This is a genomic window from Variovorax endophyticus (assembly GCF_025376855.1).
Taxonomy (GTDB): domain Bacteria; phylum Pseudomonadota; class Gammaproteobacteria; order Burkholderiales; family Burkholderiaceae_C; genus Variovorax.
The window spans coordinates 61,107-77,335 of the sequence record NZ_JAHUTH010000029.1 but is presented as its reverse complement, the minus strand read 5'-3'; the positions used below and the strand labels follow the sequence as shown (position 1 = coordinate 77,335).

14 protein-coding genes are annotated in these 16,229 nt (G+C 70.0%); 3 read left to right on the top strand and 11 right to left on the bottom strand.

All coding sequences use genetic code 11. The features are described from left to right. Positions 1-9: 9 nt before the first annotated feature. The 4 genes from KV106_RS30655 to KV106_RS30640 all read right to left on the bottom strand — a co-directional run bounded on the left by KV106_RS30655 (position 10) and on the right by KV106_RS30640 (position 7,526). Positions 10-2,964, bottom strand: coding sequence for a metallophosphoesterase (locus tag KV106_RS30655; RefSeq protein WP_261214844.1), 2,955 nt, complete (start codon positions 2,962-2,964; stop codon positions 10-12). A gap of 22 nt (positions 2,965-2,986) precedes the next feature. Then, positions 2,987-3,997, bottom strand: a complete 1,011-nt coding sequence (locus KV106_RS30650; RefSeq protein ID WP_261214841.1) for a DUF4123 domain-containing protein — start codon at positions 3,995-3,997, stop codon at positions 2,987-2,989. Positions 3,998-4,002: 5 nt separating this feature from the next. Continuing rightward, a complete protein-coding gene (locus tag KV106_RS30645) occupies positions 4,003-6,465 on the bottom strand; it encodes a type VI secretion system Vgr family protein (RefSeq protein ID WP_261214839.1) in 2,463 nt (820 codons plus the stop codon). Positions 6,466-6,620: 155 nt separating this feature from the next. Next, the gene (locus KV106_RS30640; protein WP_261214838.1) at positions 6,621-7,526 is read right to left on the bottom strand and encodes a LysR family transcriptional regulator; all 906 of its coding nucleotides are present in this window, start codon (positions 7,524-7,526) and stop codon (positions 6,621-6,623) included. A 123-nt stretch (positions 7,527-7,649) separates the two neighbouring features. Between KV106_RS30640 and KV106_RS30635 the strand changes: the two genes are divergently transcribed. From KV106_RS30635 to KV106_RS30625, 3 genes are all read left to right on the top strand, one after another. Beyond that, the gene (locus KV106_RS30635; RefSeq protein WP_057592969.1) at positions 7,650-8,393 is read left to right on the top strand and encodes an SDR family oxidoreductase; all 744 of its coding nucleotides are present in this window, start codon (positions 7,650-7,652) and stop codon (positions 8,391-8,393) included. Positions 8,394-8,421: 28 nt separating this feature from the next. Further along, entirely contained in the window at positions 8,422-9,318 is an 897-nt protein-coding gene (locus KV106_RS30630) for an SDR family NAD(P)-dependent oxidoreductase (RefSeq protein ID WP_261214835.1), read from the top strand. Between the two features lie 74 nt (positions 9,319-9,392). Then, on the top strand, positions 9,393-9,617 hold the full coding sequence (locus tag KV106_RS30625; RefSeq protein ID WP_057592973.1) for a SlyX family protein: 225 nt from the start codon (positions 9,393-9,395) through the stop codon (positions 9,615-9,617). Positions 9,618-9,632: 15 nt separating this feature from the next. Here the strand turns inward: KV106_RS30625 and trhA are convergent, their stop codons facing one another. The 7 genes from trhA to cyoB are packed head-to-tail and all read right to left on the bottom strand — an operon-like array spanning position 9,633 to position 16,228. Next, positions 9,633-10,328, bottom strand: coding sequence for a PAQR family membrane homeostasis protein TrhA (gene trhA / locus KV106_RS30620; RefSeq protein WP_409976573.1), 696 nt, complete (start codon positions 10,326-10,328; stop codon positions 9,633-9,635). A 58-nt stretch (positions 10,329-10,386) separates the two neighbouring features. Next, positions 10,387-10,956, bottom strand: coding sequence for a response regulator transcription factor (locus KV106_RS30615; protein WP_093340846.1), 570 nt, complete (start codon positions 10,954-10,956; stop codon positions 10,387-10,389). After that, positions 10,937-12,322 (bottom strand): ATP-binding protein, encoded by a 1,386-nt coding sequence (locus tag KV106_RS30610; protein WP_057593001.1) that lies wholly within the window; start codon positions 12,320-12,322, stop codon positions 10,937-10,939. Before KV106_RS30610 ends, KV106_RS30615 begins: the two co-directional genes overlap by 20 nt. Then, on the bottom strand, positions 12,306-13,160 hold the full coding sequence (locus KV106_RS30605) for an SURF1 family protein (protein ID WP_261214830.1): 855 nt from the start codon (positions 13,158-13,160) through the stop codon (positions 12,306-12,308). Before KV106_RS30605 ends, KV106_RS30610 begins: the two co-directional genes overlap by 17 nt. Continuing rightward, on the bottom strand, positions 13,157-13,567 hold the full coding sequence (cyoD, locus tag KV106_RS30600) for a cytochrome o ubiquinol oxidase subunit IV (protein WP_057592976.1): 411 nt from the start codon (positions 13,565-13,567) through the stop codon (positions 13,157-13,159). Before cyoD ends, KV106_RS30605 begins: the two co-directional genes overlap by 4 nt. Continuing rightward, positions 13,564-14,232, bottom strand: a complete 669-nt coding sequence (cyoC, locus tag KV106_RS30595; RefSeq protein WP_261214827.1) for a cytochrome o ubiquinol oxidase subunit III — start codon at positions 14,230-14,232, stop codon at positions 13,564-13,566. The genes cyoD and cyoC overlap by 4 nt, the downstream gene beginning before the upstream one ends. Further along, on the bottom strand, positions 14,225-16,228 hold the full coding sequence (gene cyoB / locus KV106_RS30590) for a cytochrome o ubiquinol oxidase subunit I (RefSeq protein ID WP_057592979.1): 2,004 nt from the start codon (positions 16,226-16,228) through the stop codon (positions 14,225-14,227). The genes cyoC and cyoB overlap by 8 nt, the downstream gene beginning before the upstream one ends. Position 16,229 lies beyond the last annotated feature (1 nt).

The window sequence follows — 16,229 nt, the reverse complement described above, 5'->3', positions numbered from 1 at the left end:
GGGTCCTCGTCAATCCAGTCGGATGACTTTCTTGGGGTCCGGATAGAGGTTGCCGGCCGGCGTCGGGTACTTGCCCCAGGTGCGATGGAGCCAATCCCAGTCGGGCACTTCGCCTTGCTCTCCCGCGCGGCGGCGCATGAAGTCGATGAAGGTGGTGCCCAGGCGGGCGGTACCGATATCGAGGGGGAAAAGCCAGGGGTCGTCGACATTCATGTCCGTGCTCCAGTCGGGCGTGCCCTTGGTGATCGCCGGTGATTTCAGGACGACTTCGCAAAAGGCCTGCGGGGCCCGTTCGATCACCTGGTGGCGGTCCCCGAGACGCGATGTCTCGCGTTCTTCTGTAGTCTCGTTGGCGCTGTGGAGTGAGACCATTCCGCTGGCCAATGCATCGAGGTCGCGTGGGTTGAAGACGAGCGTTCTTTGCCGACGATGGACGAGCGCGGGTTCGAGGCGATGCCATCGTGGCCGCGTCTTCTTGAGTGCGTTTCCTTGGCTCTCGACCATCTCGCACACCCACACCCTGACCCCCGCGATGCAATCCAGCACCGCCATCCGCTCGCTCAACACCACCTCGACCTCCGGCGACCGCCGCGATGTCAGCAGCCCCGTGCGCTGCGCCCAGACGAATCGCAGCGGCGGATCCTTCGGATGCATCAGGTGGAGGTAGTCCAGCGCCACCGCGAGCCGGGGTCGCCCCGTCCCCGTCGCGCTTCGCACCTGCGAGAGCCGATGGCGTACCGGGTCGAGCACGCTGCCCGCGGGCGGGCGCAAGGTCCAGCCCGCGAGTTCGCCGTCGAGGTTCTGGTAGCCGATGGGGCCGCCGCAGCTCGACACGACGAAGCGCGTGGCGCGGCCATCGCCCGCCTGCGGTCCCTCCAGCCCAGGGTCTCGGGCGCTCGTGACCTCGACGCGTCCCCTGGACCGCGCGCTGCGCGCGGCCTGATAGACGCCGGCGCGGTGGCTGTGGCCGCTGAAGTGCCAGTCGACCCGCGGGCCATCGCCGAGGACCAGGTGGTCGAAGTACCAGCGCAGCCTGCGCTCGCAGGTGCCCATGTTGAAGGCGGTGAGGCCGCCCGGGCTGTGGAGCTGGCCATCGGGCGTGTCGGCCGGCGTGAAGCCGGCATCGGCGGCCGAGAAGGGCACGCCCTGGTCGTAGCTGAAGATGGTGAAGTGGCTCGCCACGAGCAGCGATGCGCCGCTCGCGGTCTTGAGCTGCTGCGCATGCCGCAGCAGCGCCTGCTGGCCGGGACTGAAGCTGCTCGCGGCGCGCGGCAGGATCATGGCGCCCTGGCGGTCCACGCCCACGCTGCCGGTGCCGCCCGCGAGGTTCTGGAAGTTCTCGTGCTCGCCCCAGGCCAGCCCCACGAGCAGCTGGCCGGCCGTTCGCGCGCCCTGCGGGCCACCGAACCCGACGACGAAGTCGCCGAGCGGATTGAACAGCGCGCCGAAGAGATCGAAGTTGGCGGCGTCGTAGTTGAGCGAGGTGTAGGTCTGGCCGTAGGTCGGGCCATAGGCGAGCGCGGCTTCGTAGATCGTGAGGTTGTGGTCGGCCGCGATGCCTTCGTTGGCGCGGGTCGGCGAGAAGCGGCTGGCCTCCTCGAGCCGGGCGCGGTGCCGCGCGATGGCGGGGTCGGTGCGCTCCGTGACCGAAGGGCCGGCATGCCGGCCAGCGTTTTCCATCGCGCCGAGCGCCATGCCCCAGCCGCCCACGCGCGGGCTGATGCCGTAGGGCATCTCGTAGGCCTCGTGGTTGCCGGTGGTCATGAAGACCGGCAGCCTGAGCCGCGCATAGGCATGCCGCACGAGGCTGTAGACCTGCATGTCGTCCTGCCAGCGCGCGTAGAGATCGGCGTCGTGCGCGTTGCCGAGGATGTTGAAGGCGCGCCATTGCTCGCCCAGCGTGGCGCCGGCGCGCGCGGGATCGATGTTGCGGTTGAAGTCGATCAGGTCGCCGGTCAGCAGCAGGGCGCTGTCGGGCTCGCGGCTCGGGGCGACGGCCTCGAACAGGCCGCGCAGGTGCAGGAAGGCATTGCACAGGGTGCGCGCGGCGAAGGGTTCGGCGAGCGGGCCGGCGCCTTCCGCGCCCTCGAGCAGGATCGCGCGCGAACGGGCCAGCGCCTGCTGGCGTAGGTTGACGTGCACGTCGCTCAGGTGCGCGATCCGCAGCGTCGGCGTGCTCGCGCGGATCACGGGGTGCCAGGCCTGCAGCCGCGGCCGGTCGGCACCGGGCGCGCCGATGCGCGTGGCGCCGATGGCATCGACGTCGTACTCGCGCAGGTCGCCGATCGCTCCGCCGCGCGTGCCGCGCTGCGCCTGCAGGAAGCGCTGGACCAGCAGGTCCTGGTAGTGCGCGGCGCAGGGCGCATTGCCATCGGGCCAGGCCTTCTTCTCGGCCGGCGTCAGCGCCACCATCCAGGCGAAGCTCTGGAAGCCCGAGGCGTCGATGCGCGCGAAGGGCGCGGCGCGCGGGTCGAACTCGATCTCGTAGAGCGTGCCGCCCTCGAACTCATGGTAGAGCCGCATGCCCGCGGGCGAGAGGCTGAAGGCCGTGCCGTCGCTGCAGTGCACGACGCTCTGCGCGCGAAAGGGGCCGAGGGCGCGCGTCGTGAGCGCGGCGCGTGCCTTCGCGTAGGTCCGGCCATCGCCGAACAGCGTGCCCTGCGTCGTGTCGGTATCGTCCGGCTTGCGTTCGATGGGGCACAGGCGCAAGTGGCGGTCGATGTAGGGATGCGCGGCCTGCGCGAGTCCGGTCGTGGCGTCGACGGCGAAGCGGCGGCTGTCGCTGGCGTTCACGCCGATCACGAGGCGCGCGCGGGTCTGGCCCGGTGCCAGCACGAGCGGGCAGCCGAGGCTGGGGTAGAGGATGACGGCAGCGACCCGTGCCGTGGCCTCGGAGGGATGGCAACTGACGCCGCGGTCGTGCTGGCCGTTGCCGGCGTTGGCGAGGCTGCTGGCGATGTCCATGGGCGGTTTCTTTCGTGGGCGCTCAGTGGGGCGAGACGGTGGCGGTGAGCTCATGGCCGGTCGCGCAGCCCGCGATCTCGCGCGCCATGTCCTCCAGCACGCGCGCCGCATGACGCCGGCGCTCGGCGTCGAGGACCTCGGGTGCGATGCCGGCAACGGCGCGCAGGAGACCGCCATTCCCCGTGCGGGCGCCGGCCGCGAGCGCGCACATCCAGGGCTGCTCGAGGATCGCGGGATGTACGCGCAGGCACAGTGCCACCGCGATGCGTTCGTCCTGCCAGCCCGCGAGGCCCAGCGCTTGCGCACGCGCCAGCGCCCGCCTGGCGATGGCACGGTGCAGCCAGCACGGAACGCCATCGAGTTCGCCGGCCGCAACGTCCTCGTCGAGCACCAGGTGCAGCAGGCGCTCGGCGCGGTTGAGGGCGTCGATGCGCTCGAGCAGCGCTTCGTCCAGCACCAGCGGCTCGGTGCGAGGCGCCGCCACCGGCCGTGCGGCGCCCGCGCGGTGTTCGAGCGCGAAGCGGGCATTCCAGCCCCACCAGCCGTCGAAGGCACCCACGAAGGCCTGGCGTTCCGCCGCGGGCCAGAGGTCGACCATCGCCATGCCGGTACAGGCATCGAAGCAGCGCAGCAGCAGACCGGTGCGCCCGCCTTCCGCATCGACCATGGCGGCATCGAGCCAACTGCGCAGGTGGTTGGCGAGCCGCGGCATCGGCAGCGGGCTGCCGAGCAGCAGCAGGGCCTGCGGCAGCGCGGCGATGCGCGCCAGCTCGTCGATGGCCATGTCGGGCATGCGCGCCGGCAATGCCACGAGCCAGGGGCCGTCGTTCGCGAAGCGCGCCTCGGGCGTGCCGTCGAGCAGTGCGTGCGCCTCGAGGCCGTGGCACGCGATCCAGCGCGCGAGCGCGCCTTCGGGCACGCAGAGCGCCGCCTCCACGAGGGCATGAACGGTGGCGCCCGCGGGCGCCGCGTGCAGCAGATGGCGCAGGTCGCCCGCCAGCCGCCGCAGCAGCGTTGCCTCGATCGATGCCATGGCCGTCATTCGCGCGGCACCACGCCGGATCGCTGCACGCGGGCGCGTGCCATGCAGGCCTCGCAGACGCTCGCGGCCTCGGCGGTCGGCCGCGTGTCCGGCCCCGGTGTCGCATGCAGGGCCGCATGCTCGATCCAGCTGCCGGGCGTGCCATGGCGGAGGCCTCCCTCGCTCCATTCGCTGAAGCTCGCGCCGCCCACGAGCGTGACCTTCTTCTTGGCGACGATGTAGACCGTGTCCTCGGTGCTGACGATCTCGATGTCCTTCGATGCGGTGGTTTCGATGGCATCGCTCTGCGCCTCGAAACGGACTTCGCCTTCCGAGGCGAAGGCCCGGATGCCATGGCGCTTCGCGAAGACGCGCAGGCCCTCGGCGACGCTGGCCAGCAGGCGCCGGCCGGTGCCGATCGAAGCATGGCCGCCGCTGCTGAACTGGATGTGCGTCCCGCTGTGGCCGTGCAGCCCCTGGTCGGCGCTCAGGGCGATGCCGGCGGGGCTCGCGAGCACCAGATGCGGCGCGTCGAGTTCGGGGAAGTCGCCGCGCGTGCCGCGCAGCGCATCGTTCTGCTGCCGCAGCGCGGCCGCGACGATGGCCTGGTCGTCCTCGCCGTCCTGCGCGCCGGCATGGCGCGCGGCCAGCGCGAGCGCCTCGACCCGGCCGGCGGCCCGCGCCAGCCGCCGCGTCGTCTCGTCCATGTGCTTGGCATGCTTCGCGGCATCGGGCCGCGCCTCGGTGCTCAGGAGCAGGCCGTCCTGCGCGCGCAACACGCCCTGCGCGTCGGTGCGCAGCTCGAAGCCCTGGCCGCGCGCCTCCTTGCGCCCGGCGTTGTCTTCCACGCGCGTGAGAAAGCCCAGGCCCAGGCTCGAATGCCCGTGGTCGCTGCGCAGCTGCGCCTGAATCTCGCCTTCGCTGTCGTCCATCAGCAGATGGTTGCCGCGACCCGCCGCGGCATTGCCGCCACGCGGTGCCAACTCGCGGCTGCGCAAGCCGCTCAGCGCGCCCTGCGCGGGCAGGGCCCAGGGCGGCAGGTTCAGCGCGTTGTGAACGCGCCCGGTGCAGACCGGCAGGTCGGGGTCGTCGCCGATGAAGTCGACGAGCACCTCCTGTCCGATGCGCGGCACGTGGATCGCGCCGAGCTGGTTGCCGGCCCACGGCGAGCAGACGCGCAGCCAGCAGCTGCTGTGGCTGTCATGGGTGCCGAGCCGGTCCCAGGGGAACTGCACCTTGATGCGGCCCAGCGCATCGGTCCAGAGGTTCTCGCCCGCGGGACCGACCACCGTGGCCACCTGCGGACCGCCGGCGCGCGGCTTGGGCTGCGTGGGCACGGGGCGAAAGGTTTCGCTCATCGGGTGCGCGAGGAGTTCGACCTCGGCGCGCCAGCGTTGCGCGCTCGCCGCATCGCGCTGGCTCTCGTGGCCCGTGTCCTCGAGCAGGAAGCGCGTGTGGAGCACGAGGTACTCGGTGTTCGCGGCCGCGCGCGGATGCTTGCTCAGGCCGAAGCTGCATCCGGGCACCATGCCGCGCAGGTTGCCACTGGCCCGCGCGCGTGCACCGTGCGTGCGCAGCGCCTGCATGCGCAGCCGCGCGAGCAGCCGGCCTTCATCGAAGGGATCGTTGCCGGGCGCGGCGCCCGCTCCGGGCTGCGCGACATGGCTGCCGGCGCGGGCGTCGTGCCACTGGTAGACCTCGCCGTCGGCCTGGCCCGTGGGGCGCGGGTCGCACTGGCCGGCGCCGAGGTCGGCGTGCGGCCGCAGGTAGTCGTGGTCGCGGGTGGCATAGCGGCCGCTCGTCAGGCGATGTTCGGGCACGAAGCTGTGCAGGTACTCGGCATCGAGCTTCGAGCCCGGTGCGTGGTATTCGACCTCGGCGCAGGCCGGGCTCGCGAAGCGCGCGTGGGCGCCCATGTGGTCGCACAGCACCAGCCGGTGCGCGCCGCGCTCGTGCGCGAAGTGGTAGTTGATGCCCCACTCCTGGCACAGGCGGCTGAAGAATGCGAAGTCGCTCTCGTTGAACTGGGTCTGGTAGTCGCGCACCGGATAGCGCTGCGACAGGCGCTTCTCGATCGGAAAGCCATAGGGCTCGAGCAGCAGGTCGAGGATCCGCACCACGTCGAGGTCCTGGAAGATGCGGCAGTCGCTGCGCAGCGTGGCGAGGTGCAGCCAGGGGCGCAGCACGAGCCGGTAGCGCGCGTGGCGTTGCGATTCGCCCAGGCAGGCGGCCTCGGCGATCAGCGCGTTGATCTCGCGGATGCCGTCCTGGCCATCGTCGAGCGCGATCTCGCAGTGGAGTTCGCGGCCGATGAAGGCATCGAGGTCGAGGTCCGCCGCTTCTGTTGTCTCGAGCAGCAGCTCGTAGTCGAACAGGCCGTTGATGCCTTCCTGCCCCGCGAGGCGCACGGGCTCCAGCGCGGGGCGACCGGAAACGAGAGCGATCGCGGGCGAACGGACCCGCAGGGTGCGTGGTGGCATCGACGACTTCCTGGGTGAGCGAAGCGGTCGGGCCAGTGTGCGGGGCACGCGGCGCCGGGTCTGCAAACAACGGTCAACCCGCGCGGTGGCGCGCCACAAATCCGTGCCGAGCGTGCAAAAGTCGAAGGGGCGCGCACGCGCGCTTCACATGCCGATCACAGTTCGGCGGCTTCGAACACCTCGCGCAGCCATTGCGTGAACACGCGCACGCGCGCCGACAGCTGCCGGTGCTGCGAATAGAGCACCGACACCGGCATCGGCGGCGGCGCGAAGCCGTCGAGCACCACATGGAGCCGCCCGTCGGCCAGCTCCGCGGCCACGCGGTAGCGCGGCACCTGCACCAGCCCCAGGCCCGCGACGGCCGAACCGGTGTAGAGGTCGGTGCCGGTGACCGACACGGTGGCCGGCAGCTGCAGCGTGTTCACGCGGCCGTCGACCGTGAATTCGAGCGGCACCGGCTTGCCGGTGGCGCTCGAGAGGTAGTCGACCGCGCGGTGCGTCGAGCCGGGCGCGGCCAGCGCCGCGGGATCGGCCGGCTCGCCATGCCGCGCCAGGTAAGCGGGGCTCGCCACCGTGACCTGCGGCAGCAGCGCGATGCGGCGCCCGACCATCGAGGAGTCCTGCAGCGTGCCGGCGCGCAGCACGCAGTCGACGCCCTCGCGCACCAGGTCGATGAGGCGGTCGTCCTCGCCGATGTGCAGCGTCAGCTCGGGATGGCGCGCCAGGAAGTCCGGCAGCGCCGGCACCACGAAATGCCGCGCCAGCGTGCCCTGCAGGTTGACGCGCAGCAGCCCCTTGGGCGCCGTGTTGCGGAACAGCCCCTCTGCCTCCTCCACGTCGGCCAGCAGGCGCACGCAGCGGCGGTAGTAGGCCTCGCCATCCTGCGTGAGCCGCACGGTGCGCGTGGTGCGCTCGAGCAGCCGGGTGCCGATGCGCTGCTCGACGCGCTTGATCAGGTTGGTGACGGTGGCGCGCGGAATCTGGAGGTCTTCCGAGGCCTGGGTGAAGCTCCGGCGCTCGGCGATGCGCACGAAGGCCTGCATTTCCTGGAAGCGGTCCATGGCGATGCCGTCGGTCTATTGTTGAAGTGAATGGAATAGTAATGGCGATTTGGCAGTGATTATCTTTTTGGCGGAACGATCGAAGATTCGTCTCACCAACCACCCACCGCAAGGAAACACGCCATGAACCAGTCCTCCAACCCCAAGGTCGCGATCGTCACCGGCGCATCGCGCGGCATCGGCGCCGCCATCGCGCAGCGCCTGTCGGCCGACGGTTTCGCCGTCGCCGTCAACTACGCCTCGAGCCCGGCGCTGGCCGAGGCGCTGGTCGCCCAGTTGCAGGCCGCGGGCGGCCGGGCCATCGCCGTGCGCGCCGACGTCGCCAGCGCCGACGAGGTGCGCCGCATGTTCGACACCGTCGAGCAGCAGCTCGGCCGTGTCGACGTGCTGGTCAACAACGCCGGCATCCTCAAGACCGTGCCGCTGGCCGAGCACGACGACGCACTCTACGACCAGGTCTTCGACATCAACGTGCGCGGCACCTTCAACACGCTGCGCGAGGCCGCCAAGCGCCTCGCCGAGGGCGGCCGCATCGTCAATTTCTCGAGCACCACGCTGGCGCTGAACATGCCCGGCTATGCGATCTACAACGCCACCAAGGCCTCGGTCGAAGCCTTCACGCATGTGTTCGCGAAGGAACTGCGCGGCCGCAACGTGACGGTGAACGCGGTTGCGCCGGGCCCGATCGCCACCTCGCTGTTCCTCGACGGCAAGACCGAGGAGCAGATCCAGGCCTTCGCCAGGATGCCGCCGCTGCAGCGCCTGGGCCAGCCCGGGGACATCGCCTCGGTGGTCTCGTTCCTCGCCGGTCCCGACGCGGGCTGGGTCAACGGCCAGATCCTGCGCGCCAACGGCGGCCTGGCCTGAGCCTTCCATCCATCGAAGGAGAAGCCTCATGAACAAGCAGATCATCCTCGTCACGGGCGCCGGCACCGGCATCGGCAAGCTCAGCGCCCGGTCGCTCGCCGAGGCGGGCCACGTCGTCTACGCCTCGATGCGCGACATCGCGGGACGCAACGCGCCGCGCGCGGCCGAACTGCGCGCGCTGGCGGCAGCCAGGGGGCTCGAGCTGCATCCGCTCGAACTCGACGTGCTGTCGCAGGACTCGGCCGACGCCGCCGCCGCGACGATCGTGCGCGAGCAGGGCCAGCTCGACGTGGTGATGCAGAACGCCGGCCACCTGGTGGTCGGCCCGACCGAGGCCTTCACGCCCGAGGAGATCGTGAAGGTGTTCGACACCAACGTGCTCGGCGCGCAGCGCGTCAACCGCGCGGTGCTGCCCTACCTGCGGCGGCAGGAATCGGGCCTGATGCTGTGGATCAGCAGCACCACCACCAAGGGCGGTTTCCCGCCGTTCATGGGCCCCTACGGCGCGGCCAAGGCGGCGATGGATTCGCTCGCCGTGACCCTGGCCTACGAGATCGCGCGCTTCGGCATCGAGACCTCGATCGTGGTGCCGGGCGCGTTCACGCGCGGCACCGACCACTTCCCGAGCGCGGGCAAGCCGGCCGACGCGGCCACGGCCGCGGCCTATGGCCGCTACGACGGGCTGATGGACCAGATCGGCGCGAAGCTCTCGGCGCTGACGCCCGAGCATGCCGATCCGCAGGCGGTGGCCGACGAGATCGTGCGCATCGTGGGCCTGCCCGCGGGCCAGCGGCCGATGCGGCCGGTGATCGACTTCGTGAACGACGGCGCGGCCGAGGTGTTCGAGGTGTCGGAGCGCGTGCGCATCGAGTTCGCGCACCGCATCGGCATGGCCGACCTGCTCGAGGCAAAAGTGCGGCGCTGAGCCGCGCGGTGCAAAGGCGGGCCGGCCGCGCGATCGTCACGAAACCGCGGCCGGTCTTCCTGTCCAATAGCGCCATGGAACATTCGCCCCACGAAGTCGCCGAGCGGCTCAATGAGCTCGAGATCAAGGCCAGCTATGCCGAAGACCTGCTCGAGCAGCTCAACCTCACGATCTACCGCCAGCAGCAGCAGATCGACGGCCTGCTGGCCCAGCTGGGGCAGCTGCGCGAGCAGGTGCAGGCCGCGGGCCAGGGCGGCGCGCCGCGCAACCTGCGCGACGAGCTGCCGCCGCACTACTGAGGCCGAAGCGCCAGCTCAGCCGTGCGCGTGCCAGAGCACGGCGAAGAAGTGGCAGGTGCTGCCCGCGAGCACGAACAGGTGCCAGACGAAGTGGGCGAAGCGCACCTTGGAATCGAACAGGAAGACCACCGCGCCCGCGGTGTAGAACAGGCCGCCGGCCACCAGCCAGCCCAGGCCCGCGCCCGACATGCGCTCCACCAGCGGCACGGCCGCCATCAGCGCCATCCAGCCCATTGCCACGTAGAGGCCGGTGGACCACAGCGGATGCTTGAGCCGGTCGAACAGCTTGGCGCCCACGCCCAGCGCCGCCGCGGCCCAGATCGCGCCGAACAGCGTCCAGCCCCAGGGGCCGCGCAGCACGCCGAGCACGAAGGGCATGTAGCTGCCGGCGATGAAGAGATAGATCGCGGCATGGTCGAAGCGGTTGAACCAGGCCTTGGCGCGGCCCATCGGCAGCGCGTGGTAGAGCGTGGAGATCAGGTACAGCACGATCGCGGTGCCGGCGAACAGGCTGGCGCCGACGATGCCGGCCGCGGTGCCCTTCTGCGCCGCGCTGTAGACCAGGATCGGCAGCGAGGCGATCGCCAGCAGCAGCCCGAGGCCGTGGCTCAGCGCGTTGAAGATCTCCTCGAGCGTGGTCTGGTCGCGCACCACGGGCGCGGCGCGGCGGGTGGCGACAGGGGCGGGCGTCGATGTCGGGTGCATGGTCATCCCAAGAAAGAGTGTCGGTGCTTGCCGTGGGTTCCTCGATGCCGCGCCGCCGGAGCCGCTACTTGACCTGCTGCTTGCCGAGCTTGCGCGCGAGCGTTCGCCGGTGCATGCCGAGCCGGCGCGCGGTCTCGGAGATGTTGAAGCCGGTCTCGGCCAGGGTCTCGTGGATGCGTTCCCATTCGAGGGTCTTGATCGAGGTCGAGCGGTTGGTCAGCTCGACCTCGGTGGTGCCGACCGCGCGGCCGAAGGCGGCCTCGATGTCGTCGGTGTTCGAGGGCTTGGCCAGGTAGTGGCAGGCGCCGAGCTTGATCGCCTCGACCGCGGTGGCGATGCTCGCGAAGCCGGTCAGCACCACGATCAGCGTCTTGGCGTCGTGCCGGTGCAGCGTCTGCACGCAGGCCAGGCCCGAGGCCTCGCCGTTGAGCTTGAGGTCGACCACCGCGTAGCCCGGCGCATGGTGGCGCAGCAGGTCTTCCACGTCCTCGAGGTTGCTCGCGTGCAGCACGGTGTAGCCGCGACGCTCGAACGAGCGGCCCAGCGTGCGCGCGAAGGCCGCGTCGTCCTCGACGATCAGCAGCTGGCGTTCGGCCTCGGCCTCGGCGCCGGTGTCAGTGGGGGATTCCGTCATGGCCATGCATCCCGATGTTCTCTTCCTCGTCGTCCTCTTCTTCCAGCACGATGGCCGCGAGCGGCAGCGCGAGCGTGACCGCGGCGCCGCCCTCGGGCCGGTTGCGCGCGGCCACGCGGCCGCCCACGGTGCGCGCCACGTTGACCACCAGGAACAGGCCCAGGCCGCCGCCGGGACGGCCCTTGCTCGACTGGTAGGGCTTGCCGAACTGCGCCAGCATCGCGGGCGCGAAGCCCGGGCCGGCATCGGTGACGACCAGCTGCAGGTCGTCGCCCTCGTGCGCCACCTCGAGCCGCACCCAGTGCGGCGAGGCTTCGAGTGCATTGTCGAGCACGTTGCAGATCATCTGCTTGAGCGCCGAGTCGGAGACCATCGGCAGGTCGCGGCCGAAGCGGTTGTCGTAGACGAAGGTGCCGACCGGCCGCGTGGTGCGCCACTCCTCGACCAGGTCGTCGAGGAAGGTGCTGACCGTGGTCTCCTCCGACGACTCGCCGCGCGCCTCGCCGGCCGACAGCAGGATCCCGCTGACGATCGACTTGCAGCGCTGGATCTGGATCTCCATCTCGCTGACCTCCTGCAGCAGCTCGGGGTCGGAGCTGAAGTGCGGCAGCCGGCGCCAGTCGCCGAGGATCACGGCCAGCGTGGCCAGCGGCGTGCCGAGCTCGTGCGCCGCGCCCGAGGCGAGCAGGCCCATGCGCACGATGTGCTCCTCCTCGGCGGCGCGCTGGCGCAGGCCCGCGAGCTTGGCGTCGCGCTCGCGCAAGTTGCCGCTGATGCGCGTGATGAACACCACCAGCAGCGCCGCGTTGAGCGCGAAGCACACCAGCGTGCCCTGGATGTAGGGGCTCCACAGGCCGCGGTCGTGGTCGGGCGGCAGCGAGAGCGGGCGCGAGAACAGCGCCAGCCCCGCGAAGCACAGGGTGGTGACGCCCACCACGGTCCAGGTCGACCAGGGCTTGAGCAGCACCGCGCCCAGGATCACCTGCAGCAGGTAGAGGAAGACGAAGGGGTTGCTGGCACCGCCGCTCAGGTAGAGCAGCGAGGTCAGGATCGCCACGTCGACCAGCAGCGCGAGCATCAGCTCGCCGTTGGTCACGCGCCGGTGGGTGCGCCAGCGCAGCAGGCTCGCGAGGTTGAACAGCGCCAGGCAGGTCAGCGCCTGCAGCATCTGGTTGAGCGGCAGGTGGATGCGGTAGCCGTAGTGCACCACCAGGATCGTCACCACCTGCCCCACCACGGCGAACCAGCGCAGCTGGATCAGCTGCTGCATGTTCTTGTGGCCGGTCGCGTTGTCCAGGCTGGCCACGCCCGCGCGCGGGGCCTGCAGCGCGCCGGCGACCGCGACCGCGTCAGCCGCGGTCGGCATCGCGATGGGAAGCGGGGGCGGCGTGCGGCTGTCCGTCGGCATGGCGCGCATTGTCGCTGCCGCGGCGCCGGCGCTCGTCGCGCCAGACGAAGACCGCGCCCGCGGCGACCATCAGCGCCAGCCCGTACCAGGTGAGCGCGTACACCAGGTGGCTGTTGTGGAAGGCGATGACGGTGAGGCCGGGCGCGGGCCAGGCGGGCGCGCCGTCGAGCGCGCGCGGGATGCCGGGCTCGGCCTCGGCGTCGATGAAGTAGGGCGCCACCGCGTCGGCCGCGATGCCGTGCGCCGCGGCGATCGCCGCCACGTCGCGCGAATACCAGCGTCCGCTGGCCGGGTCGTTGCTGCGCAGGAAGCCGCCGCGCGGCTCGCTGATGCGCAGCAGGCCCGTCACCTGGGTCTCGCCCATCGGCTCGGGTGCGGTGCGCGCGGCGCGCTCGCGTGCCTCGGGCGGCACGAATCCGCGGTTGACCATCACCACGCCGCGCGCGGTCTGCAGCGGCGTCAGCACCCAGAAGCCGGCGCCGAGGGTGGTGCTGGCCTGCACCAGCGTTTCTTTCTCGTGGAGGAAGGTGCCCGAGAGCCGCACGTGGCGGTATTCGTCGTCGGCGGCATTGACGCGCGGCCAGTCGGCGCGCGCCGGGGGCGCGACCGGCACGGCATGCACGCGCTGCTCGACGCGCTCGATCAGGGCCAGCTTCCAGGCCCGGCGCTCGACCTGCCAGGTACCGAGCGCGAAGAAGGCGGCGAACAGCACGGCCCCGAGGACCGCCAGCACCACGAGCCCGGCCGCGGAGCGCTGGCGGCCGGTGGGCGTGCGGTCGGTGGCCGGCGCGCTCAAGGCATGTTCTTCATGTCGTGCATCGACGGCGGCATCATGTTGGTGTTCATGTGGTACATGACCCACAGCGAACCGGCCAGCGTGATGACCACGAGCACCAGCGTGAAGATCAGCGCCAGCATGTTCCAGCCGCCCTCGGACTTGGTGTCCATGTGCAGGAAGTACACCATGTGCACCACGATCTGCACCACGGCGAAGCCGAGGATGATCAGCGCGGTCGTGCTCTTGCTGTCGAGCACCTTGCCCATCACGAGCCAGAACGGAATGGCCGTGAGGATCACCGCCAGCACGAAGCCGGTCATGTAGCCCTTGAAGGTGCTGTGGCTCACCGGGCCGTCGTCGTGGTGATCGCCGTGGCCGTGGTCGTCATGGCCGTGGCCATGGGTGTCGTGGGGTGCTGCGCTCATGCCATGGATCCCATCAGGTACACGAAGGTGAAGACGCCGATCCAGACGACGTCCAGGAAGTGCCAGAACATCGACAGGCACATCAGGCGGCGGCGGTTGGCCGCGGTGAAGCCGTGCTTGGGCAGCTGGAACAGCAGCACGACCAGCCAGACGATGCCGAAGGTGACGTGCAGGCCGTGGGTGCCGACCAGCGCGAAGAACGAGGACAGGAAGGCGCTGCGCTGCGGGCCCGCGCCCTCGTGGATCAGGTGCGCGAATTCGTAGAGTTCGAGGCCGATGAAGCCCGCGCCCAGCAGGCCGGTGATGGCCAGCCAGGCCAGCGTGCCGCCCATGCGCTTCTTCTGCATCTCGAGCATCGCGAAGCCGTAGGTGATCGACGACAGCAGCAGCAGCGAGGTGTTGATCGCCACCAGCGGCAGGTCGAACAGGTCGGCGCCCGAGGGGCCGGCCGCGTAGCTGCGGCCCAGCACGCCGTACACCGCGAACAGGCAGGCGAAGATGAGGCAGTCGCTCATCAGGTAGAGCCAGAACCCGAGCAGGGTGCCGTTCTCCGGATGGTGGTCCTCGTTGCGGACGTTGAACAGCTCGAAGGTCGGCACGCTCGATGCGTTGCCCACCGTGTGGGTGCCGGCGGCGCTGGAGGGGAGGGCGGTACTGTTAGACATGGGCGGCCAGGAGGCGCGTGCGAGCGTCTTCGGTGCGGACGACTTCGTCCGCGGGGATGTGGTAGTCGCGCTTGTAGTTGAAGGTGTGGACGATGATGGCCACGAGCATCACGAAGAAGCCCACGCCGGCCACCAGCCACATCTGCCAGATCATGGCGAAGCCGAACACCGCGCTCAGCGCCGCGATGACGAAGCCGGCGGCCGTGTTCTTGGGCATGTGGATCGGGCTGAAGCCTTCCAGCGGGCGCTGGTAGCCGCGTGCCTTCATGTCGGACCAGGCGTCGTTGTCATGGATGCGCGGCGTGAACGCGAAGTTGTAGGCCGGCGGCGGCGACGAGGTCGACCACTCGAGCGTGCGGCCGTCCCACGGGTCGCCCGTGGTGTCGCGCAGCGAGTCGCGTCGGATGTAGCTCACCACGATCTGGATCAGGAACGAGGCGATGCCCAGCGCGATCAGCACGGCGCCGAAGGCGGCGACCTGGAACCAGATCTGCAGCGACATGTCCTGGAAGTGGCTCATGCGGCGCGTCACGCCCATCAGGCCCAGGATGTACAGCGGCATGAAGGCGAACCAGAAGCCGACGATCCAGAACCAGAACGAGCACTTGCCCCAGAACGGGTCGAGCTTGTAGCCGAAGGCCTTCGGGAACCAGTAGGTGATGCCCGCCAGCATGCCGAACAGCACGCCGCCGATGATCACGTTGTGGAAGTGGGCGATCAGGAACAGGCTGTTGTGCAGCACGAAGTCGGCCGGGGGAACGGCCAGCAGCACGCCGGTCATGCCGCCGATCACGAAGGTGATCATGAAGCCCACGGTCCACATCATCGGCAGCTCGAAGCGGATGCGGCCGCGGTACATGGTGAAGAGCCAGTTGAAGATCTTCGCCCCGGTCGGGATCGAGATGATCATCGTCGTGATCCCGAAGAAGGAGTTCACGCTGGCGCCCGAGCCCATGGTGAAGAAGTGGTGCAGCCACACCAGGTACGACAGGATCGTGATCACGACCGTGGCGTAGACCATCGAGGCGTAGCCGAACAGGCGCTTGCCCGAGAAGGTGGAGACCACCTCCGAGAAGATGCCGAAGGCCGGCAGGATCAGGATGTAGACCTCGGGGTGGCCCCAGATCCAGATCAGGTTCACGTACATCATGGCGTTGCCGCCGAGGTCGTTCGTGAAGAAGTTGGTGCCGACGTAGCGGTCGAGCGACAGCAGGGCCAGCACGGCGGTCAGCACCGGGAAGGCGGCCACGATCAGCACGTTGGTGCACAGCGCGGTCCAGGTGAAGACGGGCATCTTCATCATGGTCATGCCGGGCGCGCGCATCTTCACGATGGTGGCCAGCAGGTTCACGCCCGAGAGCAATGTGCCCACCCCCGCTATCTGCAACGACCAGATGTAGTAGTCGACCCCCACGTCGGGGCTGAAGAGGATGCCCGACAGCGGCGGATAGGCCAGCCAGCCGGTCTTGGCGAACTCGCCGACGAACAGCGAGGCCATCACGAGGCCGGCGCCGAAGGTGGTCATCCAGAAGCTGAAGTTGTTCAGGAACGGGAAGGCCACGTCGCGCGCGCCGATCTGCAGCGGCACCACGAAGTTCATCAGGCCCGTGACCAGCGGCATCGCCACGAAGAAGATCATGATCACGCCGTGGGCCGTGAAGATCTGGTCGTAGTGGTGCGGCGGCAGGAAGCCCGCGTTGTCGCCGAAGGCCACCGCCTGCTGGGCGCGCATCATCAGCGCGTCGGCGAAGCCGCGCAGCAGCATCACCAGGCCCAGCACGATGTACATGATGCCGATCTTCTTGTGGTCGATGCTGGTGATCCAGTCGTGCCACAGCGTGCTCCACAGCTTGAAGTAGGTGATCGCGCCGAGCAGCGCGACACCGCCGAGCACGACGGCGGCGAAGGTCACCAGCAGGATCGGTTCGTGGTAGGGGATCGCCTCCCACGTGAGGCGGCCGAAGACGAGCTTCGTCAGGTCGAGGTTCTGGAGCATC

Excerpts from the sequence above, each read along its gene's own strand:
- KV106_RS30610 (WP_057593001.1), bottom strand. The coding sequence starts at position 12,322 with ATGCCGACCGCGGCTGACGCGGTCGCGGTCGCCGGCGCGCTGCAGGCC.
- KV106_RS30655 (WP_261214844.1), bottom strand. The coding sequence starts at position 2,964 with ATGGACATCGCCAGCAGCCTCGCCAACGCCGGCAACGGCCAGCACGAC.
- KV106_RS30630 (WP_261214835.1), top strand. The coding sequence starts at position 8,422 with ATGAACAAGCAGATCATCCTCGTCACGGGCGCCGGCACCGGCATCGGC.
- cyoC (WP_261214827.1), bottom strand. The coding sequence starts at position 14,232 with ATGTCTAACAGTACCGCCCTCCCCTCCAGCGCCGCCGGCACCCACACG.
- KV106_RS30615 (WP_093340846.1), bottom strand. The coding sequence starts at position 10,956 with ATGACGGAATCCCCCACTGACACCGGCGCCGAGGCCGAGGCCGAACGC.
- trhA (WP_409976573.1), bottom strand. The coding sequence starts at position 10,328 with ATGACCATGCACCCGACATCGACGCCCGCCCCTGTCGCCACCCGCCGC.
- cyoD (WP_057592976.1), bottom strand. The coding sequence starts at position 13,567 with ATGAGCGCAGCACCCCACGACACCCATGGCCACGGCCATGACGACCAC.
- KV106_RS30635 (WP_057592969.1), top strand. The coding sequence starts at position 7,650 with ATGAACCAGTCCTCCAACCCCAAGGTCGCGATCGTCACCGGCGCATCG.
- KV106_RS30640 (WP_261214838.1), bottom strand. The coding sequence starts at position 7,526 with ATGGACCGCTTCCAGGAAATGCAGGCCTTCGTGCGCATCGCCGAGCGC.
- KV106_RS30625 (WP_057592973.1), top strand. The coding sequence starts at position 9,393 with ATGGAACATTCGCCCCACGAAGTCGCCGAGCGGCTCAATGAGCTCGAG.
- cyoB (WP_057592979.1), bottom strand. The coding sequence starts at position 16,228 with ATGCTCCAGAACCTCGACCTGACGAAGCTCGTCTTCGGCCGCCTCACG.
- KV106_RS30650 (WP_261214841.1), bottom strand. The coding sequence starts at position 3,997 with ATGGCATCGATCGAGGCAACGCTGCTGCGGCGGCTGGCGGGCGACCTG.
- KV106_RS30645 (WP_261214839.1), bottom strand. The coding sequence starts at position 6,465 with ATGCCACCACGCACCCTGCGGGTCCGTTCGCCCGCGATCGCTCTCGTT.